Source organism: Bradyrhizobium sp. USDA 241 (assembly GCF_049739505.1).
Classification (GTDB): Bacteria; Pseudomonadota; Alphaproteobacteria; order Rhizobiales; family Xanthobacteraceae; genus Bradyrhizobium; species Bradyrhizobium liaoningense.
Window position 1 is genome coordinate 2,199,580 of the sequence record NZ_JBMGPZ010000005.1, and the last position, 15,563, is coordinate 2,215,142.

Genomic DNA, 15,563 nt, shown 5'->3' on the forward strand with positions numbered 1-15,563 from the left:
TAGCTTGACATACTTCTGAGCGAAAATCTGTGCACTAACTCACATTTTCCATAGGGCTTGGTGCGGTGCCATTGCGGTGTGCCGTGTTGCTTTCTGAGTTCCGGCTCTGCGCGGCAGCGTTGCTCGCTGCAGCGTGTCCGGGACATGCAGCGGAGAAAATGAAAACGGGGCCCGTGAGGGCCCCGTCAAAGTCTTCAACGTCCCGCGATCTTACTTGATCTTGGCTTCGCGGAATTCGACGTGCTTGCGCGCGACCGGATCGTACTTCTTCTTGACCAGCTTGTCGGTCATGGTGCGCGAGTTCTTCTTGGCGACGTAGTAGAAGCCGGTGTCGGCCGAGGACACGAGCTTGACCTTGATGGTGACCGCTTTGGCCATGTTCTGAACCTCAGAATATCGGGGAATCTGGAGCCGGCCAAACGGCCCGCGTTGGCCGGCAACCTAGCCAGAAACCGCCTGATGTCAAGGTTTCGAAGCGTTCTCGAGCCAGGTGGGCACCGGTTCGCGTCAGAAAACGCGTCAAAAACAACAACCTAGAACCCCGAAGGGAGCTCTCGGGCCGGAAAATTACTCAAAACGGGCCGATCAGGCCTCGAAGAACCGGTTTTTCGGCCGTGGCAGCCCAAGATTCTCCCTCAAAGTGGCCCCCTCATACTCTTTGCGGAAAATCCCGCGCTTCTGGAGCTCCGGGACCACCTTGTCGACGAAATCGTCGAGGCCGGCGGGCAGGAACGGGAACATGATGTTGAAGCCGTCGGAGCCGCGCCCGACCAGCCACTCTTCCATCTGGTCGGCGATGGTCTTTGCGGTCCCGACGAAGGACAGGCCGCCATAGCCGCCGACGCGCTGGGCGAGCTGGCGCACGGTGAGCTTTTCGCGCGCGGCGAGATCGACCATGCGCTGGCGGCCGCTCTTGCTGGCGTTGGTCTCGGGGATCTCCGGCAGAGGGCCGTCGGGATCGAAGCCGGAAGCATCGGTGCCGAGAATGACGGAGAGCGAGGCGATGGCGCTGTCGTAATGCACGCGGCTGTCGAGCAAAGCGCGCTTCTCCCTGGCCTCATCGACGCTGTCGCCGACAACGACGAAGGCGCCGGGCAGGATCTTGAGGTGCTCGGGATCGCGGCCGACTTTCTCCATGCGGCCCTTGATGTCGGCGTAGAGCTTCTGGCCGTCGGCGAGGCTGCCGCCGCCGGTGAACACGGCTTCCGCGGTCTCGGCCGCGAGCTGCCTGCCGTCCTCGGAGGCGCCGGCCTGCACGATCACCGGCCAGCCCTGCACGGGCCGGGCGATGTTGAGCGGCCCGCGCACCTTCAGATATTTGCCCTTGTGGTCGAGCGTGTGCATCTTCTTGGGATCGAAGAACAGCCCGCTTTCGACATCGCGCACGAAGGCATCGTCGGCGAAGGAATCCCACAGGCCGGTGACGACGTCGTAGAACTCGCGGGCGCGCTTGTAGCGCTCGGCGTGCTCCATGTGGTCGTCGAGGCCGAAGTTGAGTGCGGCGTCAGGATTCGAGGTGGTGACGATGTTCCAGCCGGCGCGGCCACCGCTGATGTGATCGAGCGAGGCGAAGCGGCGTGCGACGTGATAGGGCTCGTCGAAGGTGGTCGAGCCTGTCGCGATCAGGCCGATGCGTTCGGTGACGGCCGAGAGCGCCGACAGCAGCGTGAACGGTTCGAACGAGGTCACGGTGTGGCTGCGCTTGAGCGCGTTGATGGGCATGTTCAGCACGGCGAGGTGATCGGCCATGAAGAATGCGTCGAACCTGCCGGCCTCGAGCTTTCGGATCAGCGTCTTGATATGGCCGAAGTTGAAATTGGCGTCGGGCCAGGCCCCCGGATAGCGCCAGGCGGCGGTGTGGATGCTGATCGGGCGCATGAACGCGCCAAGCTTGAGTTGCCGTTGTGCCATCGCCCGGTGTCCGTTCTTGGTGTCGCTCCGGAAGACATAGGGATGCGGCGAAACTCCGCCATTGGGGGCGGCGGGAAGATTATTTTGTTTTTCGCAGATCTCTCAGCACGTCATTCCGGGGCGCGCCACTTGGCGCGAACCCGGAATCCGTTGGGCCGCAGAGACTGCCGATGGATGGATTCCGGGTTCGCGCTACGTGCGCCCCGGAATGACGAGGAGAGAGCCGCGCCGCGCAATGACGGCCTAGCTCAAGATATCCTTCTGCATCTTGCCGCCGTAGAAATGGAAGAACGGCACCGGCGCATCGTGGCGGAGCGGGCCGGTGGCAAGGCGGGTGTCGAGCTCGTTGAGCACGTTGCGCGTCATCGGATGGAGGTCGGCGAGCGGTTTTGAGCCGAGCTCGACCCAGACCAGCTCGACCAGCTCCGCATCGGCATGGATCACGCCCTCGACGCGATGGGTGATTGCGGACGCATCGGCCGTGAAGAAGCGCGTGTCGAACCGCTTGACGCGGCCGGGCGGGGTGATCGCACGCGCGATCAGGAACAGGCCGGAAGGATCGGGCAGCAGGCCCGCATCCGCAAACGGCTGCCAGGGGCCGTCGAGCCTCGTCACCTTGCCCTCAGCCTTGCGGCCGAGGCACAGGCCGGTTTCCTCACAGGCCTCGCGGATCGCGGCAATGGCGAGCGATTTCGCGCGCGAGGCCGGCGTCTTCGGGCTGCCCTTGGCGAGATTGGCCTCCAGCTCCGCGGTGATCGGCGCAGCGCATGGCACGCGATAGTCGGCCTTGTCGACGCGGCCGCCCGGGAAGACGAATTTTCCGGGCATGAACACCACCTTGTCGTGCCGCTTGCCGACCAGCACTTTCGGACTGGCGCCGCTGCGATCGACCAGGATCAGTGTCGCCGCATCCCGCGGGCGGAAATAGGGATGATGGTCGGCTTCCTTCTCCTCGTGGACCCTGGTTTTTTCCGCTGCCTGCGCAATATCCGTCATGTCCTCACCCAAACCGCTTCTTGCTTGTTGCTTACACAGGCGGAATACCATCCGGAGGGTTCTCGTCAAACCCGTGCATGCGCAGAGCCCATTGCAAGCCGACCACAGCTCCCTTCACGGGTTGCAGCAGCGCGAGCGAGGCGACGAGGGTGAAGGGCAGGTAGGCCGCGAAGCTGATCCAGACCGGCGTGGTGTAATTGGTCTCGATCCACAAAACGCCCGGCACCACGATGTGGCCGACGATGACGATGACGAGATAGGCGGGCAGATCGTCGGCGCGATGCGGCGTGAAGTCGAGACCGCATGTCGCGCAATTGTCCGCCGTCTTCAGGAAGGCGCGGAACAGCTTTCCCTCGCCGCAGCGCGGGCAGCGGCCGCGAAAGCCGCGCTTCATTGCCGTCCAGACGTCGCGCTTCTCGACGAGGCCGCTCTCGCGCGTCCAGATCTTCGGGGCCGTGCTCATCGTCACCATGCCTTGCCCTTCTGTCCCTTGCCTTTGCTCTTGTTCTTTCCTTTGGCCTTCCTGCCCTTGGCAGATTTCTGCTTCTCCGGCTTGCGTTTTTTCTCCGGGCTGCGTCCGGGATGGGGCTTTGACGATTTGCGCTGCGGGCGGAATGGCCTGCGCTCCCGTGGTGAGCCCTCGCTCTCTGACGACAGCAACTCAAAGCGCAGTGCGCCCGCAATCGGGGCTGCTTCTATCAGACGGACGTCGACGACGTCACCGAGCTGATACATCGTGCCGCTGCGTGTGCCGACCAGCGCGTGACGGCTCTCGTCATAGTTGAAATATTCCGTGCCGAGGGATCGGATCGGGATCAGCCCGTCGGCGCCGATCTCGCTCAGCTTGACGAACAGGCCGGCGCGCGTGACGCCGGAGACGCGGCCCTGGAAACTTGCGCCGATACGATCGGCGAGGTGATGGGCAATCAGCCGGTCGACGGTCTCGCGCTCTGCCTTCATCGCGCGCCGTTCGGTCACAGAGATGTGGGCGGCGACCTCGCTCAAGGTCTCGGGCGTCTCGCTATCGGGCAGGGCGCCTTCACCGAGGCCGAGCGCACGGACCAGCGCGCGGTGCACGACGAGGTCGGCATAGCGGCGGATCGGCGAGGTGAAATGCGCATAGCGGCGCAGATTCAGGCCGAAATGGCCGTAATTCTCGGAGGAATATTCGGCCTGCGCCTGGGCGCGCAGCACGACTTCGCTCACCAGCGGATAGTAGTCATGGCCTTCAAGCTGGGCCAGCACGCGGTTGAACAGCGTCGGGCGCAGCGCGCCTGATTTCGTGAAGGGGACGTCGAGCGTCTCCAGAAATTCCGCGAGCGCGTGCACCTTCTCCAGCGTCGGCTCGTCATGCACGCGGTAGATCAGCGGCAGCGATTTCTTCTCCAGCATCTCGGCCGCGGCGACGTTGGCGAGGATCATGAACTCCTCGATCAGCTTGTGCGCATCGAGCCGCTCAGGCACGACGACGCGATCGACCGTGCCGTCGCTCTTCAGCAGGATCTTGCGCTCAGGCAGATCGAGATTGAGCGGATCGCGCTCGTCACGCGCGCGCTTGGCGCAGGCATAGGCGGCATAGAGCGGCTTCAGGATCGGATCGAGCAGGGGGCCGGTGATATCGTCAGGCTTTCCGTCGATCGCGGCCTGGGCCTGCGCATAGCTCAGCTTGGCCGCCGAGCGCATCAGGATGCGGTGGAAGCTGTGCGAACGCTTGCGCCCGTCCGGGCCGAGCACCATGCGAACCGCGAGCGCGCCGCGCGGCTCGCCGGGCACCAGCGAGCAGAGATTGTTGGAGATGCGCTCGGGCAGCATCGGCACGACGCGGTCGGGGAAATAGACTGAGTTGCCGCGATCGAGCGCGTCGCGATCGAGCGCAGTGCCCGGGCGGACGTAGAAGCTGACATCGGCAATGGCGACGTTGACGATGAAGCCGCCCTTGTTGTTGGGATCGTCGTCGGGCTGCGCGTGGACCGCGTCGTCGTGATCTTTTGCGTCCGGCGGATCGATCGTGACCAGCGGGACGTCGCGCCAGTCCTCGCGTCCCCTGAGATTGGCGGGCTCGGCCGCCTCCGCCTCGTGCTCTGCGGCGGCGGAGAATTGCAGCGGGATGTCGTGAGCGTAGATCGCGATCAGGCTGATCGCCTTCTCGGACTTGACCGAGCCGAGCTTCTCCTTGACGCGGCCTGAGGCCAGGCCGAAGCCGCGGGAGCGGACGATGTCGACGCTGACGAGGTCGCCATCCTGCGCACCACCTGTATCGGCCTTGGCGATGTTCAGCTCGCGGTCGGCGAACTTCTTGTCGACGGGGACAAGCCGTCCGCCGCCTTCGGGAAGCTCGCGGAACACGCCGAGGATGCGGCTCTTGGCCTTGTCGATGACCTTGATGATGCGGCCGCGCCAGGCCGGGCCTTCGGTCTCCTCCGAGCGCTCGACGCGCAGCAGCGCACGGTCGCCGACACCGGCGGCGGTGCCGGGTTTTGGCCGGCGCGGCATCTCGATGAGGATCTTCGGCGGCTCGCCGCTCTCGACCTCGTCCCATTCGGCGGGAGAGGCGATCAATTCGCCGTCGCTGTCGCGGCCGGTGATGTCGGCGAGCAACGTCGGCGGAAGCGTATCCGGCTCCGAGATCTTGTGGCGCTTCTTCTTGACGATGCCGTCGTCGGCGAGCTCGCGCAGCATGCGCCTGAGCTCGGCACGGTCGGCGTTCTTCAGGCCGAACTCGCGTGCAATTTCGCGGGTCCCGACATTTCCCTGATTTGCCTTGATGAAGGCGACGATGGCGTTCCTGTCGGGAAAGCCACGGTCATTCTTGCGTTTCACTTAGCCTCTAACTCTTGCCGGCACTCTTCTTGGCCGGAGCCTTGGGGGCGGCTGCCTTGGTCGGTGACGGCTTCGTGGCGGAAGTCTTGGCAGTCGACGACACGGCGGCGCGCGCCTTGCTGGTGGATTCGGATTTGGTTTTGGCCGCGGCTTTCTTCGCGGCTGGCGTCTTCGGTTTCGGCGCGGCGTCTTCGCCGTCCGCTGTTTTCTCTGCAGTCTTCTTGGCCTTGGCCGGCTTGGCCGCCTTCGCCGCCTTGGTGGTCTTGGCCTTGCCGCCACCCTTGGCGGCGCGCTCGTCGATCAGCGCGATCGCCTGCGGCAGGGTGATGGTATCCTTCTCGAACTCGGCCGGGATCGTCGCGTTGACGCCGCCGGCCGTGACATAGGCGCCGTAGCGGCCGCTCTTGACGGTGACGGTGCCGAGCGTCGGATGATCGCCGAGCGCCTTGCCGGGATCGGCGCCGAAGCGGCGGCTCGGGCCCTTGGCGACCTTTTCCGCGATCAACGTCACCGCGCGGTTGAGGCCGATGTCGAACACTTCGTCGCCGGCTTCCAGGCTGGCGTAGGTCTTCTCGTGCTTCACGAACGGCCCGAAGCGGCCGAGGCCGGCGACAATCGGCTGGCCGGTTTCCGGATGCTTGCCGATCTCGCGCGGCAGCGATAGCAGTTTCAGCGCAAGCTCGAGGTCGACATCGCCCGGCGAGGTACCCTTCGGGATGCCGGCGCGCTTGGGCTTCTCGCCTTCCGCATAGTCCTTCTGCTCGCCGAGCTGGATGTAGGGCCCGAAGCGGCCGGCCTTGACCCAGACGTCGAAGCCGGTGTCGGGATCCTGGCCGAGCGAACGATCAGCGGTCGCCTCACTGTCGGCGGCGAGCTGACGGGTGTAGCGGCATTCCGGATAGTTCGAGCAGCCGACGAAGGCGCCGAACTTGCCGGCCTTGAGGTTCAGCCGGCCGGTGCCGCAGTTCGGGCACTGGCGGACGTCGCCGCCGTCGGCGCGCGGCGGATAGATGTGCGGCCCCAGCATCTCGTCGAGCACGTCGAGCACCTGCGCGACGCGCAAATCCTTGATTTCGTCGACGGCGCCGATGAAGTCGCGCCAGAAATCCTTCAGCACCTGCTGCCAGGAGATCTCGTTGTTGGAGATGCGGTCGAGCTGTTCTTCAAGGGCCGCGGTGAAATCGTATTCGACGTAGCGGCTGAAGAAGCTCTCCAGGAACGCGATCACGACGCGGCCCTTGTCCTCGCCGTGCAGGCGCTTCTTCTCCAGCTTGACGTAGCCGCGGTCCTTCAGGACCTGGAGGATCGAGGCGTAGGTGGAGGGCCGACCGATGCCGAGCTCTTCCATGCGCTTGACGAGGGATGCTTCCGAGAAGCGCGGCGGCGGCTCGGTGAAGTGCTGGGTGACGGAGAGGTTCTGCCGCTTCAGCGCATCGCCCGAACTCATCGCGGGCAGGCGGCGTGAATCCTCGTCCTCCTCGTCGTCGCGGCCTTCCTGGTAGAGCGCCAGAAAACCGTCGAACTTGACGACCTGGCCGGTAGCGCGCAGCTCCAGCGTGCGGGAGCCTGCCTTCGCCACGATGTCGACCGTCGTGCGCTCGAGCTCGGCGGATTCCATCTGGCTCGCGATGGTGCGCTTCCAGATCAGCTCGTAGAGCTTCGCCTGATCGGCATCGAGCCTGCGGCTCAGGCTGTCGGGGCGGCGGGAGAGGTCGGTCGGTCGGATCGCTTCGTGCGCTTCCTGCGCGTTCTTGGCCTTGGCCTGGTACTGGCGCGGGGCATCCGGCACATAGGCGTTGCCGTAATCCTCGCCGATCACCTTGCGCGCCTGGGTGATCGCGGACGGATCGATCTGCACGCCGTCGGTACGCATATAAGTAATGAGTCCGGTGGTCTCGCCGCCGATGTCGATGCCCTCATAGAGGCGCTGGGCGATGCGCATGGTGTGCGCCGGCGCAAAGCCGTATTTGCGGCTGGCTTCCTGCTGCAGCGTCGACGTGGTGAAGGGCGCCTGCGGATTGCGCCGGGCCGGCTTGGCATCGACCGCGGTCACGGTGTAGCTGGCTGCCTCCAGCGCCTTCTTGAAGTCTTCGGCTTCCGCACCCGTGCCGATGTCGAGACGCTGGATCTTCTTGCCGTCGGCACCGACGAGGCGGGCCTCGAACGCATCGCCGCGCGGGGTGAGCAAGGTCGCGATCAGCGACCAATATTCGCGTGCCACGAATTTCTCGATCTCGAGCTCGCGGTCGCAGACGAGGCGCAGCGCCACCGACTGCACGCGGCCGGCCGAGCGCGCGCCCGGCAGCTTGCGCCACAGCACGGGGGAGAGGGTGAAGCCGACCAGGTAGTCGAGCGCGCGGCGCGCCATGTAGGCATCGACCAGCGCGCCGTCGATCTGGCGCGGATGCTTCATCGCGTCGGAGACCGCCTGCTTGGTGATGGCGTTGAACACCACCCGTTCGATCTTCTGGTCCTTGAGCGCGCGCTTTTCCTTCAGCACCTCCAGCACGTGCCAGGAGATGGCCTCGCCCTCGCGATCAGGGTCGGTGGCGAGAATCAGGCGGTCGGCGCCCTTCAGGGACTTGGCGATCTCGTTGAGCCGGCCGGCCGCCTTGGGATCGACCTCCCAGATCATCTTGAAATTGGCATCGGGATCGACGGAGCCGTTCTTCGCGGGCAGGTCGCGGACATGGCCGAACGAGGCCAGAACCTCATAGGACGAGCCCAAATACTTGTTGATCGTCTTGGCTTTCGCCGGCGACTCCACGATGACGATATTCATGTAGTTCCAGTAACTTACGGGGAAATCTTAGGCCGAAAACGAAATGACTCGGGTCGGCCGTTTCGACCCGAACATGGGTGGTGCGGCCTCCGCTGTCAAATCGAGGGGTGTTGAAAGCCACCTCGATGGGAAAAGTTTCATATCGAGAAAGTTGCAGAATACCACCTTGGAGTTGCGGTCGATGTGGGCGTAATGTTCTGTTGGGGCCATGGATTCGGGTGGGGTCTTGGTGACTAAGCCAAAGAAACGGAAGCGTGCCGCATCGGGCGCGCGGGGAGGCTCGCGTCCCGAGGAACCAGGGGAGGGCGGCGCGGACGAGGCGGTGGCCTTCATCGCCGAGCAGACCGGAGCATTGCGCAAGCTCGCCGAGCGCCACAAGCTCGACGTGCTGCATTATCTCCTGGGCATGACCAAGCTGGAGGCCGACGAGCATCTGCGGCTGCGGACCAAGCGCAAGCTGTCGTGACAATGCCGGATGGATTGGCGTGAACCGTCGCGTTCGACCGACGACAAAGCCAATGTGAAGAACGCGTCCAATCTCTCGAGCCTTGCAGACAAGCTCCGCAACGATGTTCGTAGCCTCGTGATCATGGTGGCATTGATCGCAGGGTTGATCCTATGGTTTGCGACCCTCGGCTTGACCGATCGGGTGATCTATCGCGGCGTCGATCAAGCCTGGTTCGAGCCCGGTCGCGTCCATCTCAAGACGGAGCCTTCCGGTCATTACACGATCGAGCGGAATGCAGACTTTGCCGCCATGAAAGTCGGCTGCGTTTACGATCTGAACTACAAGGCCGAGTTCGGCCGGCGCCAACGCGCCGATCGCCAGAAAACGGTTCGCAGGGCTACCCTGGTCGGATGCTAGAGCGTTTTCGAGCGAAGTGGACACCGGTTCGCGTCAAGAAAGCGCGTCACAAGAGTCTAGAGCCCCGTTCCGATTCCATCGGAACGGAAAAGGCTCTAGCCTGAGTTCGCTCCGCGCATTGACGGTGTGGTGGCAGCTCGCCGCCGCAATCAGGCCGACCGCCGTCGCGCTGGCCGCGGCTTCAGCGTGGTGTCGGCGGGACTGAGCAGCCGGCCGTCCTCGGCGCGCATTTCCAGCCCCTTCACCGGGCGGCCTTTCGCACGATCGACCAGGATGGTCGCGATCTCCTCGGGGTGGTCGTCGAACGCCTCGCTCCATTGCCGCAGCGCGACCAGGATCGGGAAGGTGCCGCGGCCCTTCGGCGTCAGCAGATATTCCTGATAGGCGCTGGGTTGCGCCGACTGGTTCCGACGTCCTGCGGGATCATTGATTGAACTGAACCGTTGCGCGCGGCGTTGAACCTTCGCGCGAGCTGGAAAGACCCTCTTATGGGGCGGGGCAGACTCACTATTTATAAGGAGTCTAGTACCCGGAATCAGAGCTGAGTGATACGGCGGCCTTTGAAACGGCGTTGACGGACCTTTTTCTTGGTCCAGACGAAGGGCTCGGCTCTGTCGTTGTATGCGTTGACGTAGGCATCGATGTGTTCCTGAAGCTGCTTGAGGCTCGTGAAGGAGGTGCCGCTGAGCGACTGCCCCTGCAAGATGGAAAACCATACTTCGACCTGATTGAGCCATGACGCACTTGTCGGCGTGAAATGAAATTGCACGTTGGGGTGGGCCTTGAGCCAGTCCTCGTTCTTTTTATGGGTGTTGAGGTTGTCGAGGATGACGTGAAGCTTGCGGTTCGGAAAAGCCGCGGTGACGCTGTTCATGAAATCGAGAAACTCGACGCGGCGCCGGCGTTTTGAATGGGTCGCGATGATCTTTCCGGTGGCGACTTCGAGCGCCGCAAACAATGTTGTGGTGCCATGCCGCTTGTAATCGTGGCTTTGGCCGGTCAAGGCGCGGCCATTGGGCAACTTCAGATAACCCTGCGCTCGCTCCAAAGCCTGGATCGAGGGCTTCTCGTCCACGCACAGCACAATGGCCTTCGCCGGCGGCGCGACATAGAGGCCGACAACATCGGCGGCTTTGGCCGTAAAGTTCGGGTCGTTGCTCTCGCACCAGGACTTGCGAGCCACCAGGTCAATCTTGTGGCTGCGCAGGAACCGCCAGACATATTGGACATCGACATCGCCCAGCGCCTCGGCCAGCAGGGGGCCGGTCCAGCGCGCAAACCCTTGCGGTGGCGGCTTATCCAGCAGCTTCAGAATCCGCTTGTCGGTCGTCTTCGTATAGATCGGCTGCTTGCCAGGCCGCGGCTTGTCTTGCAGCCCTTCAAGGCCATGGTCGGCATAGCGATGCCGCCAAAGGCTGACAATCCGCGGCTGGACCCCAACTTCCTTGGCGATCGACCGGGTGCTGCGCCCATCCGCCGCCAACAGAACTATCCGCGCCCGCTTCAAATCGCGCTGCAACGTCACCGGTGAGCGACAGCACGCCTCAAGCAGAGCTATGGCTGATTTTGGGTGACGCGGCCTGATCAGGCGGCGTGGCTTTCAGTGTTCGGAATGACTTCGATTCCGTCGATGAACTTTACACCGGCGATGACTTTCGGCAACTGGTTCGTGCTCTTCAATCGCCGCCAGGTCTTCGATGCGGCGTCGATGAGCTTGAACACCATCAGCTTCGCAGTTTGTTGCGACAGCGATCCCTTGGTCCGCACCGTTCGGTGGCGCACCGTGGCGAAGACGCTCTCGATCGGGTTCGAGCTGCGTAGGTGGATCCAGTGCTCAGCAGGGAAGTCGAAGAAGGCGAGCAGCGCATGGCGATCCTTGATCAGGCACTCCACCGCACGTCCGTATTTGACGTGGTATTTCTCGACGAAGACGTCGATCGCGGTTTCAGCTTCGGCCCGGTGTGGGGCCAGATAGATGTTCCGCAGGTCGTTCTTCATGGGGCCCTGCACGGATTTGGCGACCTTGTCGAGTACGTTGCTCACTTTATGGCACCAGCATCGTTGGTGCCGCGTGCCGGGAAAGGCCTCGTCCAGTGCCTTCCAGAAGCCGAGGGCGCCGTCGCCGATGGCGAGTTGCGGGGCAATCCGTAACCCGCGTTGCCGCAGGTCGATCAGGAGTTCGCGCCAGCTCTGCGCGCTCTCGCGCACGCCGACCTGGAAGCCGATCAGCTCCTTCTTGCCTTCCGGCGTGGTGCCAATCAGCACCAGCATGCATTCGCTGTGATCTTCCATGCGGGCCTGCAGGTACACGCCATCGGCCCAGATGTAGACATAGCGACGCGCCGACAGATCGCGTCTCTGCCAGCGTTCGTACTCGACCTGCCAATCGGCCTTCAGGCCGGCGATCACCGAAGGCGACAGGTTCGGCGCATCCTTGCCGAGCAGCGCCGAGAGCGCCTCCTGGAAGTCGCCGGTCGAGATGCCGCGCAAATAGAGGACCGGGATCAAGGCATCCAGGCTCTTCGTCCGCCGCGCCCATAGCGACAGGATTGCCGAACTGAAGCGGAGGCGGTCGCCTGGCCCGCTCGCTCCGCGGTCGCGGACCTTGGGACGAGCGACCTCCACCGGACCGATGCCGGTCGCAATCTCGCGCACCGGACCGTGCCCATGTCGGACCAGGCGCGCTCGACCGTCGGGCAGCGTCAGATTGGCCGTGCTGGCCAGAAACGCGCCAACCTCGATCTCGATCGCCCTGGCAAGCAGGTCCCGCGCGCCGGCACGAACGATATCGGTCAGTGGATCATCAACCGCGGACGGCTGACGGAAAGCAAGAACATTGGTAGTCTCGGTCATGGCGTATCGCTCTCCTCGAGAGGTTCTGGCAGGCTCGTCACCCGCCTCGATACGCCGCCTTCCTCACACCGTCATCACCCAGATTCCGCCATAGCTCCCTCAAGCACCTTGCGATCTTTCCTCGAAAGGTGGACTTCTCTTGCTTCGGGTATCATCCCGACCTTGAATCACGACTCACGTTCCAAGAAAAGTGGGTACTAGCATGCCGAAAGCAGCCCGCTTTTTCTCGTCGCTGTCATCGCCGCGCATCTTCACCGAAAGATCCGCCCTTCCGGCCAGGCGCTCCGACACGTCCGAGTTCGTCGCCATCGCGTTGTTTTGCGGGATCGGCCTGTTCGTCTCGCTCGTTGCCGTGATCCTCGGCATTTAGAGCGTCTGGTTCCAGCTTTGCAGATCGTGCAGCCGTCAGCCGCCGCGCATTTCGGCGGCGGCCGATCTCGGCGCGGCGTCAGGCCGCCTGCAGGCTGGTGGCCGCTTGAAGCGCGCCCGCGAGCGCTTTCTCGCGGTGATCCGGTCCGACCTGGATGCCGTCGGCGATGATGAATTCGGCATTGTGGATGCCGATGAAGCCGAACACGCCGCGCAGATAGCTTTCGAGGTGCTCCAGCGCCGCGGCGGGCGAGCCCGCGCCGTAATAGCCGCCGCGCGAGATCGCGACGATCACCCGCTTGCTGCCGGCCAGTCCCTCCGGCCCGGCCGCGCTATATTTAAAGGTCTTCCCAACCACCAGGATGCGGTCGATCCAGGCCTTGAGCTGGCTCGGAATTGTGAAGTTGTACATGGGTGCACCGATGACCACGACGTCGGCGCTCAGGAACTCCTCCAGCACGGCCGCGCTTGCGGCAAGGTCGGGCGCGAGCTCTGCCGGCGCGGGGGCGCCTTGCGCGGCCGCCAGATGCGAGCCGGAGAGATGGGCAAGCGGGGTCTGGGTCAGGTCGCGATAGGTTACGTCCAGACCGGGCGTTGTCTGCCGGAGCCGGTCGACGATGGCGGCGGAGACCTGCCGGCTGACGGAGTGGGGGCCGAGGACGCTGGAGTCGATGTGGAGCAGTTTCATTTGAGGTCACCCTGGTATAGGTTTGTAACCAGCGCTACATGAGTGACTGTCAAGATCCCCGCAAGAACGCACTTTTTTGAGCCATGGGCACATCATTGAAACCTGAGAACACCGATTTGCCTGCTCCGCCGAGGCCAAATCCAAGGCCGGACATGAGGCCTGATCCATTGCCGGATCCCAACCATGCGGACTGCCGTGGGGTCGCCTCCATCCTGTCCCGCGTCGGCGACAAATGGAGCGTGTTCGTCATCATGATGCTCAGCGACGGGCCGAAGCGCTTCAACGAGCTGAAGCGAATGATCAACGGCATCTCGCAGCGGATGCTGACCTTGACGCTGCGCGGCCTCGAGCGCGACGGCCTCGTCACGCGCACGATCTTCCCGACCATTCCGCCGCGGGTGGACTATGAGCTGACTGACCTCGGCCGCGGTCTTCAGCAGCCGGTAAAGGCGCTCGGGGAGTGGGCGATCGAACATCAGGAGCAGATCGCCGCCGCGCGCACCCGGTTCGACGCGCGCAACGACGGCTGAAGCGGAGACCAAGGCGTAAGCGCGCTCGTGTTGCGGGCTCGACTTCACCCTCCTCTGGAGGGGGAGGGTCGATCGCGCGAAGCGCGAGCGGGGTGGGGTGATCTCTCCACTCGGGCAGCGTTCGATGACGAGAGACCGTCACCCCACCCCGTCTCACATTTCGCTACGCTCAATGCGAGCCGACCCTCCCCCTCCAGGGGAGGGTAAGAGGGCGAGCCAGCTCTCTAACCCGTCCTATTCGTGAGAGTGCGGCTTTTGGGCCCGATTGATGCGGCCGCACATCTTGTCTGACGAGGCGCACAGGATTGCCTTCGGCTTTTCGCCGCCTGACGACCGGTACTTTGCAACGCGCTTGAGGGATGGGTTGGGCGAACGGGGGCGGACGCCCCGCCGGTCAAGGACCGAGCGGCAGCAGCGCGCCGGGCAAGCCGCAGATCAGGTCGGCTTCGGGACATGCCGCGGCAAACGCAAGGCGAATGCGGCTCGTGGTCTCGACGACACGGGCGGCGATTTTCAAGAGCCGAAGACGCAGCGTCGCGAACTCGGCAGCGGCCAATTCCCGGACTTTGGGAATGGCGTCGCGCACGGTCAGCATCAGCCAATAAGCGGCCGTATGGAGCACGAGACGGACCTGGTTGGCGAGCGCCGAACGGCAGCTGGTGCGGTCGGAGGCGAGCTGCGTCTTATGCAGCTTGATCAGATTCTCGGCTTGGCCGCGCGCGCAATACAGGCTGTCGTAGATCCACTCGGCCGAGCCGACATCGAGGCTGGTGACGACGAAACGGATGTCGAGGCCGAGCATCGTCGCCTCAATACGGGCGACGGTGCGCCGTTCGCGATCCCAGGACTTTGCCTTGTGGCGCGTCTCGGTATAGCCACGCAGAACCGGCAGGTTCTCGATGGCGCGTCGGGTGCGGATGTCGTCGGCGACCTCGTCGACTTTTCTGGCGAGAGGCTTGGTGCCGGACAGACCGAAGATGTAGTCGATGCCGTTGGTCTCGCACCACGCCATGGCCTCCGGCCGGGCATAGTGCCCGTCGCCACGGAACGTAATTCGCGTGTTGTGCCACCGCGTGCGGATATGCCGTACCAGGCGGCGCAGAAGGGCACGCACCTCGACGCCGCCCGGCGTCTTGCCGGGCCTCAGCACGACCGCCACGGGACGGCTCTTCTCCGTGTCGTAGACGTGGATCGGCAGGAAGCAACGTTCGTCATAATGAGCGTTGAACAGCGAGAGCTGCTGATGGCCGTGGACGACATCGCAGGTATCATCGATGTCGAGCGTGACGGATGCCGGCTCGCGCGGGTAGCTATCCATCCATGCGTCGACCAAAATGTAGGTCAGTCGGATCACGTCGCGCAGGCGCGGAGCATTCTCCAGCCGCGACAGCGTCGGTTGGGAACACAGATCGCGGCCCGTGTCCGGCAGCCGTCCGCAGGCCAGCTTGAATGCGGGATCGGACCGCAGATGATCGAGGTCGTCGGCGTCCTCGTAGCCGCAGCAGATCGCGAACATGCGCGCGCGGAACATATCGACAAGGCTGTGCACGACCCGCGTCGGATCGCGCCGATCCGGGAACACCCGGGCCAGATTGTCGGCCAAGCCGAGACGCCGCTCGGCCATCGCCAGAAGCATCACGCCCCCGTTCGAGGTCAGGCGACCGCCATCGAAGGCAGCTGTGACTTTCTTGGCGTGAACGGCTGGAAACGAGAAGGGCGGAATCGTATCGTCGGTCATGGCGGGCGTGG

14 protein-coding genes and 1 pseudogene are annotated in these 15,563 nt (G+C 64.0%); 4 read left to right on the plus strand and 11 right to left on the minus strand.

Going from position 1 to position 15,563, the window contains the following annotated elements; translation table 11 throughout:
• Positions 1-210: 210 nt before the first annotated feature.
• From rpmG to topA, 6 genes are all read right to left on the minus strand, one after another.
• Complete coding sequence (rpmG, locus tag ABIF91_RS32365; protein ID WP_007603295.1) at positions 211-378, minus strand: 50S ribosomal protein L33; 168 nt, start codon at positions 376-378, stop codon at positions 211-213.
• A 207-nt stretch (positions 379-585) separates the two neighbouring features.
• Entirely contained in the window at positions 586-1,911 is a 1,326-nt protein-coding gene (locus tag ABIF91_RS32370) for an LLM class flavin-dependent oxidoreductase (RefSeq protein ID WP_028181334.1), read from the minus strand.
• Between the two features lie 243 nt (positions 1,912-2,154).
• Positions 2,155-2,907 carry an NUDIX hydrolase gene (locus ABIF91_RS32375; RefSeq protein WP_028181333.1) on the minus strand — a complete coding sequence of 251 codons (753 nt, stop codon included), beginning with the start codon at positions 2,905-2,907 and terminating at the stop codon, positions 2,155-2,157.
• Positions 2,908-2,938: 31 nt separating this feature from the next.
• Positions 2,939-3,379: a DUF983 domain-containing protein gene (locus ABIF91_RS32380; RefSeq protein WP_028181332.1), complete on the minus strand. Its 441-nt coding sequence runs from the start codon at positions 3,377-3,379 to the stop codon at positions 2,939-2,941.
• The gene (rnr, locus tag ABIF91_RS32385) at positions 3,373-5,727 is read right to left on the minus strand and encodes a ribonuclease R (RefSeq protein WP_028181331.1); all 2,355 of its coding nucleotides are present in this window, start codon (positions 5,725-5,727) and stop codon (positions 3,373-3,375) included. The genes ABIF91_RS32380 and rnr overlap by 7 nt, the downstream gene beginning before the upstream one ends.
• 7 nt (positions 5,728-5,734) lie before the next feature.
• Positions 5,735-8,509 (minus strand): type I DNA topoisomerase, encoded by a 2,775-nt coding sequence (topA, locus tag ABIF91_RS32390; protein WP_028181330.1) that lies wholly within the window; start codon positions 8,507-8,509, stop codon positions 5,735-5,737.
• 322 nt (positions 8,510-8,831) lie between these two features.
• Here topA and ABIF91_RS32395 point away from each other — a divergent pair, with 322 nt between their 5' ends.
• Both ABIF91_RS32395 and ABIF91_RS32400 read left to right on the plus strand, forming a co-directional pair.
• The gene (locus ABIF91_RS32395) at positions 8,832-8,975 is read left to right on the plus strand and encodes a hypothetical protein (protein WP_225150133.1); all 144 of its coding nucleotides are present in this window, start codon (positions 8,832-8,834) and stop codon (positions 8,973-8,975) included.
• Between the two features lie 9 nt (positions 8,976-8,984).
• Entirely contained in the window at positions 8,985-9,374 is a 390-nt protein-coding gene (locus ABIF91_RS32400; protein WP_028181328.1) for a hypothetical protein, read from the plus strand.
• A gap of 149 nt (positions 9,375-9,523) precedes the next feature.
• Here ABIF91_RS32400 and ABIF91_RS32405 read toward each other — a convergent pair.
• The 3 genes and pseudogenes from ABIF91_RS32405 to ABIF91_RS32415 form a co-directional block, all read right to left on the minus strand.
• A pseudogene (locus tag ABIF91_RS32405) lies at positions 9,524-9,763 on the minus strand (winged helix-turn-helix transcriptional regulator); the annotation flags it as partial.
• Positions 9,764-9,909: 146 nt separating this feature from the next.
• Entirely contained in the window at positions 9,910-10,962 is a 1,053-nt protein-coding gene (locus ABIF91_RS32410) for an IS630-like element ISRj1 family transposase (protein WP_424579838.1), read from the minus strand.
• Positions 10,959-12,227, minus strand: a complete 1,269-nt coding sequence (locus tag ABIF91_RS32415) for an IS256 family transposase (RefSeq protein ID WP_424579602.1) — start codon at positions 12,225-12,227, stop codon at positions 10,959-10,961. The genes ABIF91_RS32410 and ABIF91_RS32415 overlap by 4 nt, the downstream gene beginning before the upstream one ends.
• 202 nt (positions 12,228-12,429) lie before the next feature.
• On the opposite strand from ABIF91_RS32415, the gene ABIF91_RS32420 reads away from it, so the two are divergent.
• Entirely contained in the window at positions 12,430-12,597 is a 168-nt protein-coding gene (locus tag ABIF91_RS32420) for a hypothetical protein (RefSeq protein ID WP_035719976.1), read from the plus strand.
• A 78-nt stretch (positions 12,598-12,675) separates the two neighbouring features.
• Here the strand turns inward: ABIF91_RS32420 and ABIF91_RS32425 are convergent, their stop codons facing one another.
• Entirely contained in the window at positions 12,676-13,284 is a 609-nt protein-coding gene (locus ABIF91_RS32425; RefSeq protein ID WP_028182430.1) for an FMN-dependent NADH-azoreductase, read from the minus strand.
• 83 nt (positions 13,285-13,367) lie between these two features.
• Here ABIF91_RS32425 and ABIF91_RS32430 point away from each other — a divergent pair, with 83 nt between their 5' ends.
• Positions 13,368-13,814: a winged helix-turn-helix transcriptional regulator gene (locus ABIF91_RS32430; protein WP_028182431.1), complete on the plus strand. Its 447-nt coding sequence runs from the start codon at positions 13,368-13,370 to the stop codon at positions 13,812-13,814.
• A 394-nt stretch (positions 13,815-14,208) separates the two neighbouring features.
• Here ABIF91_RS32430 and ABIF91_RS32435 read toward each other — a convergent pair whose 3' ends face one another.
• Positions 14,209-15,552, minus strand: coding sequence for an IS1380-like element ISBdi2 family transposase (locus ABIF91_RS32435; protein ID WP_424578699.1), 1,344 nt, complete (start codon positions 15,550-15,552; stop codon positions 14,209-14,211).
• Positions 15,553-15,563: the final 11 nt, after the last annotated feature.

What these genes read in the sequence shown, in the direction of transcription:
- rpmG (WP_007603295.1), bottom strand. Translation starts at nt 378, where the DNA reads ATGGCCAAAGCGGTCACCATCAAGGTCAAGCTCGTGTCCTCGGCCGAC.
- ABIF91_RS32370 (WP_028181334.1), bottom strand. Translation starts at nt 1,911, where the DNA reads ATGGCACAACGGCAACTCAAGCTTGGCGCGTTCATGCGCCCGATCAGC.
- ABIF91_RS32375 (WP_028181333.1), bottom strand. Translation starts at nt 2,907, where the DNA reads ATGACGGATATTGCGCAGGCAGCGGAAAAAACCAGGGTCCACGAGGAG.
- ABIF91_RS32380 (WP_028181332.1), bottom strand. Translation starts at nt 3,379, where the DNA reads ATGGTGACGATGAGCACGGCCCCGAAGATCTGGACGCGCGAGAGCGGC.
- topA (WP_028181330.1), bottom strand. Translation starts at nt 8,509, where the DNA reads ATGAATATCGTCATCGTGGAGTCGCCGGCGAAAGCCAAGACGATCAAC.
- ABIF91_RS32400 (WP_028181328.1), top strand. Translation starts at nt 8,985, where the DNA reads ATGGATTGGCGTGAACCGTCGCGTTCGACCGACGACAAAGCCAATGTG.
- ABIF91_RS32415 (WP_424579602.1), bottom strand. Translation starts at nt 12,227, where the DNA reads ATGACCGAGACTACCAATGTTCTTGCTTTCCGTCAGCCGTCCGCGGTT.
- ABIF91_RS32420 (WP_035719976.1), top strand. Translation starts at nt 12,430, where the DNA reads ATGCCGAAAGCAGCCCGCTTTTTCTCGTCGCTGTCATCGCCGCGCATC.
- ABIF91_RS32425 (WP_028182430.1), bottom strand. Translation starts at nt 13,284, where the DNA reads ATGAAACTGCTCCACATCGACTCCAGCGTCCTCGGCCCCCACTCCGTC.
- ABIF91_RS32430 (WP_028182431.1), top strand. Translation starts at nt 13,368, where the DNA reads ATGGGCACATCATTGAAACCTGAGAACACCGATTTGCCTGCTCCGCCG.
- ABIF91_RS32435 (WP_424578699.1), bottom strand. Translation starts at nt 15,552, where the DNA reads ATGACCGACGATACGATTCCGCCCTTCTCGTTTCCAGCCGTTCACGCC.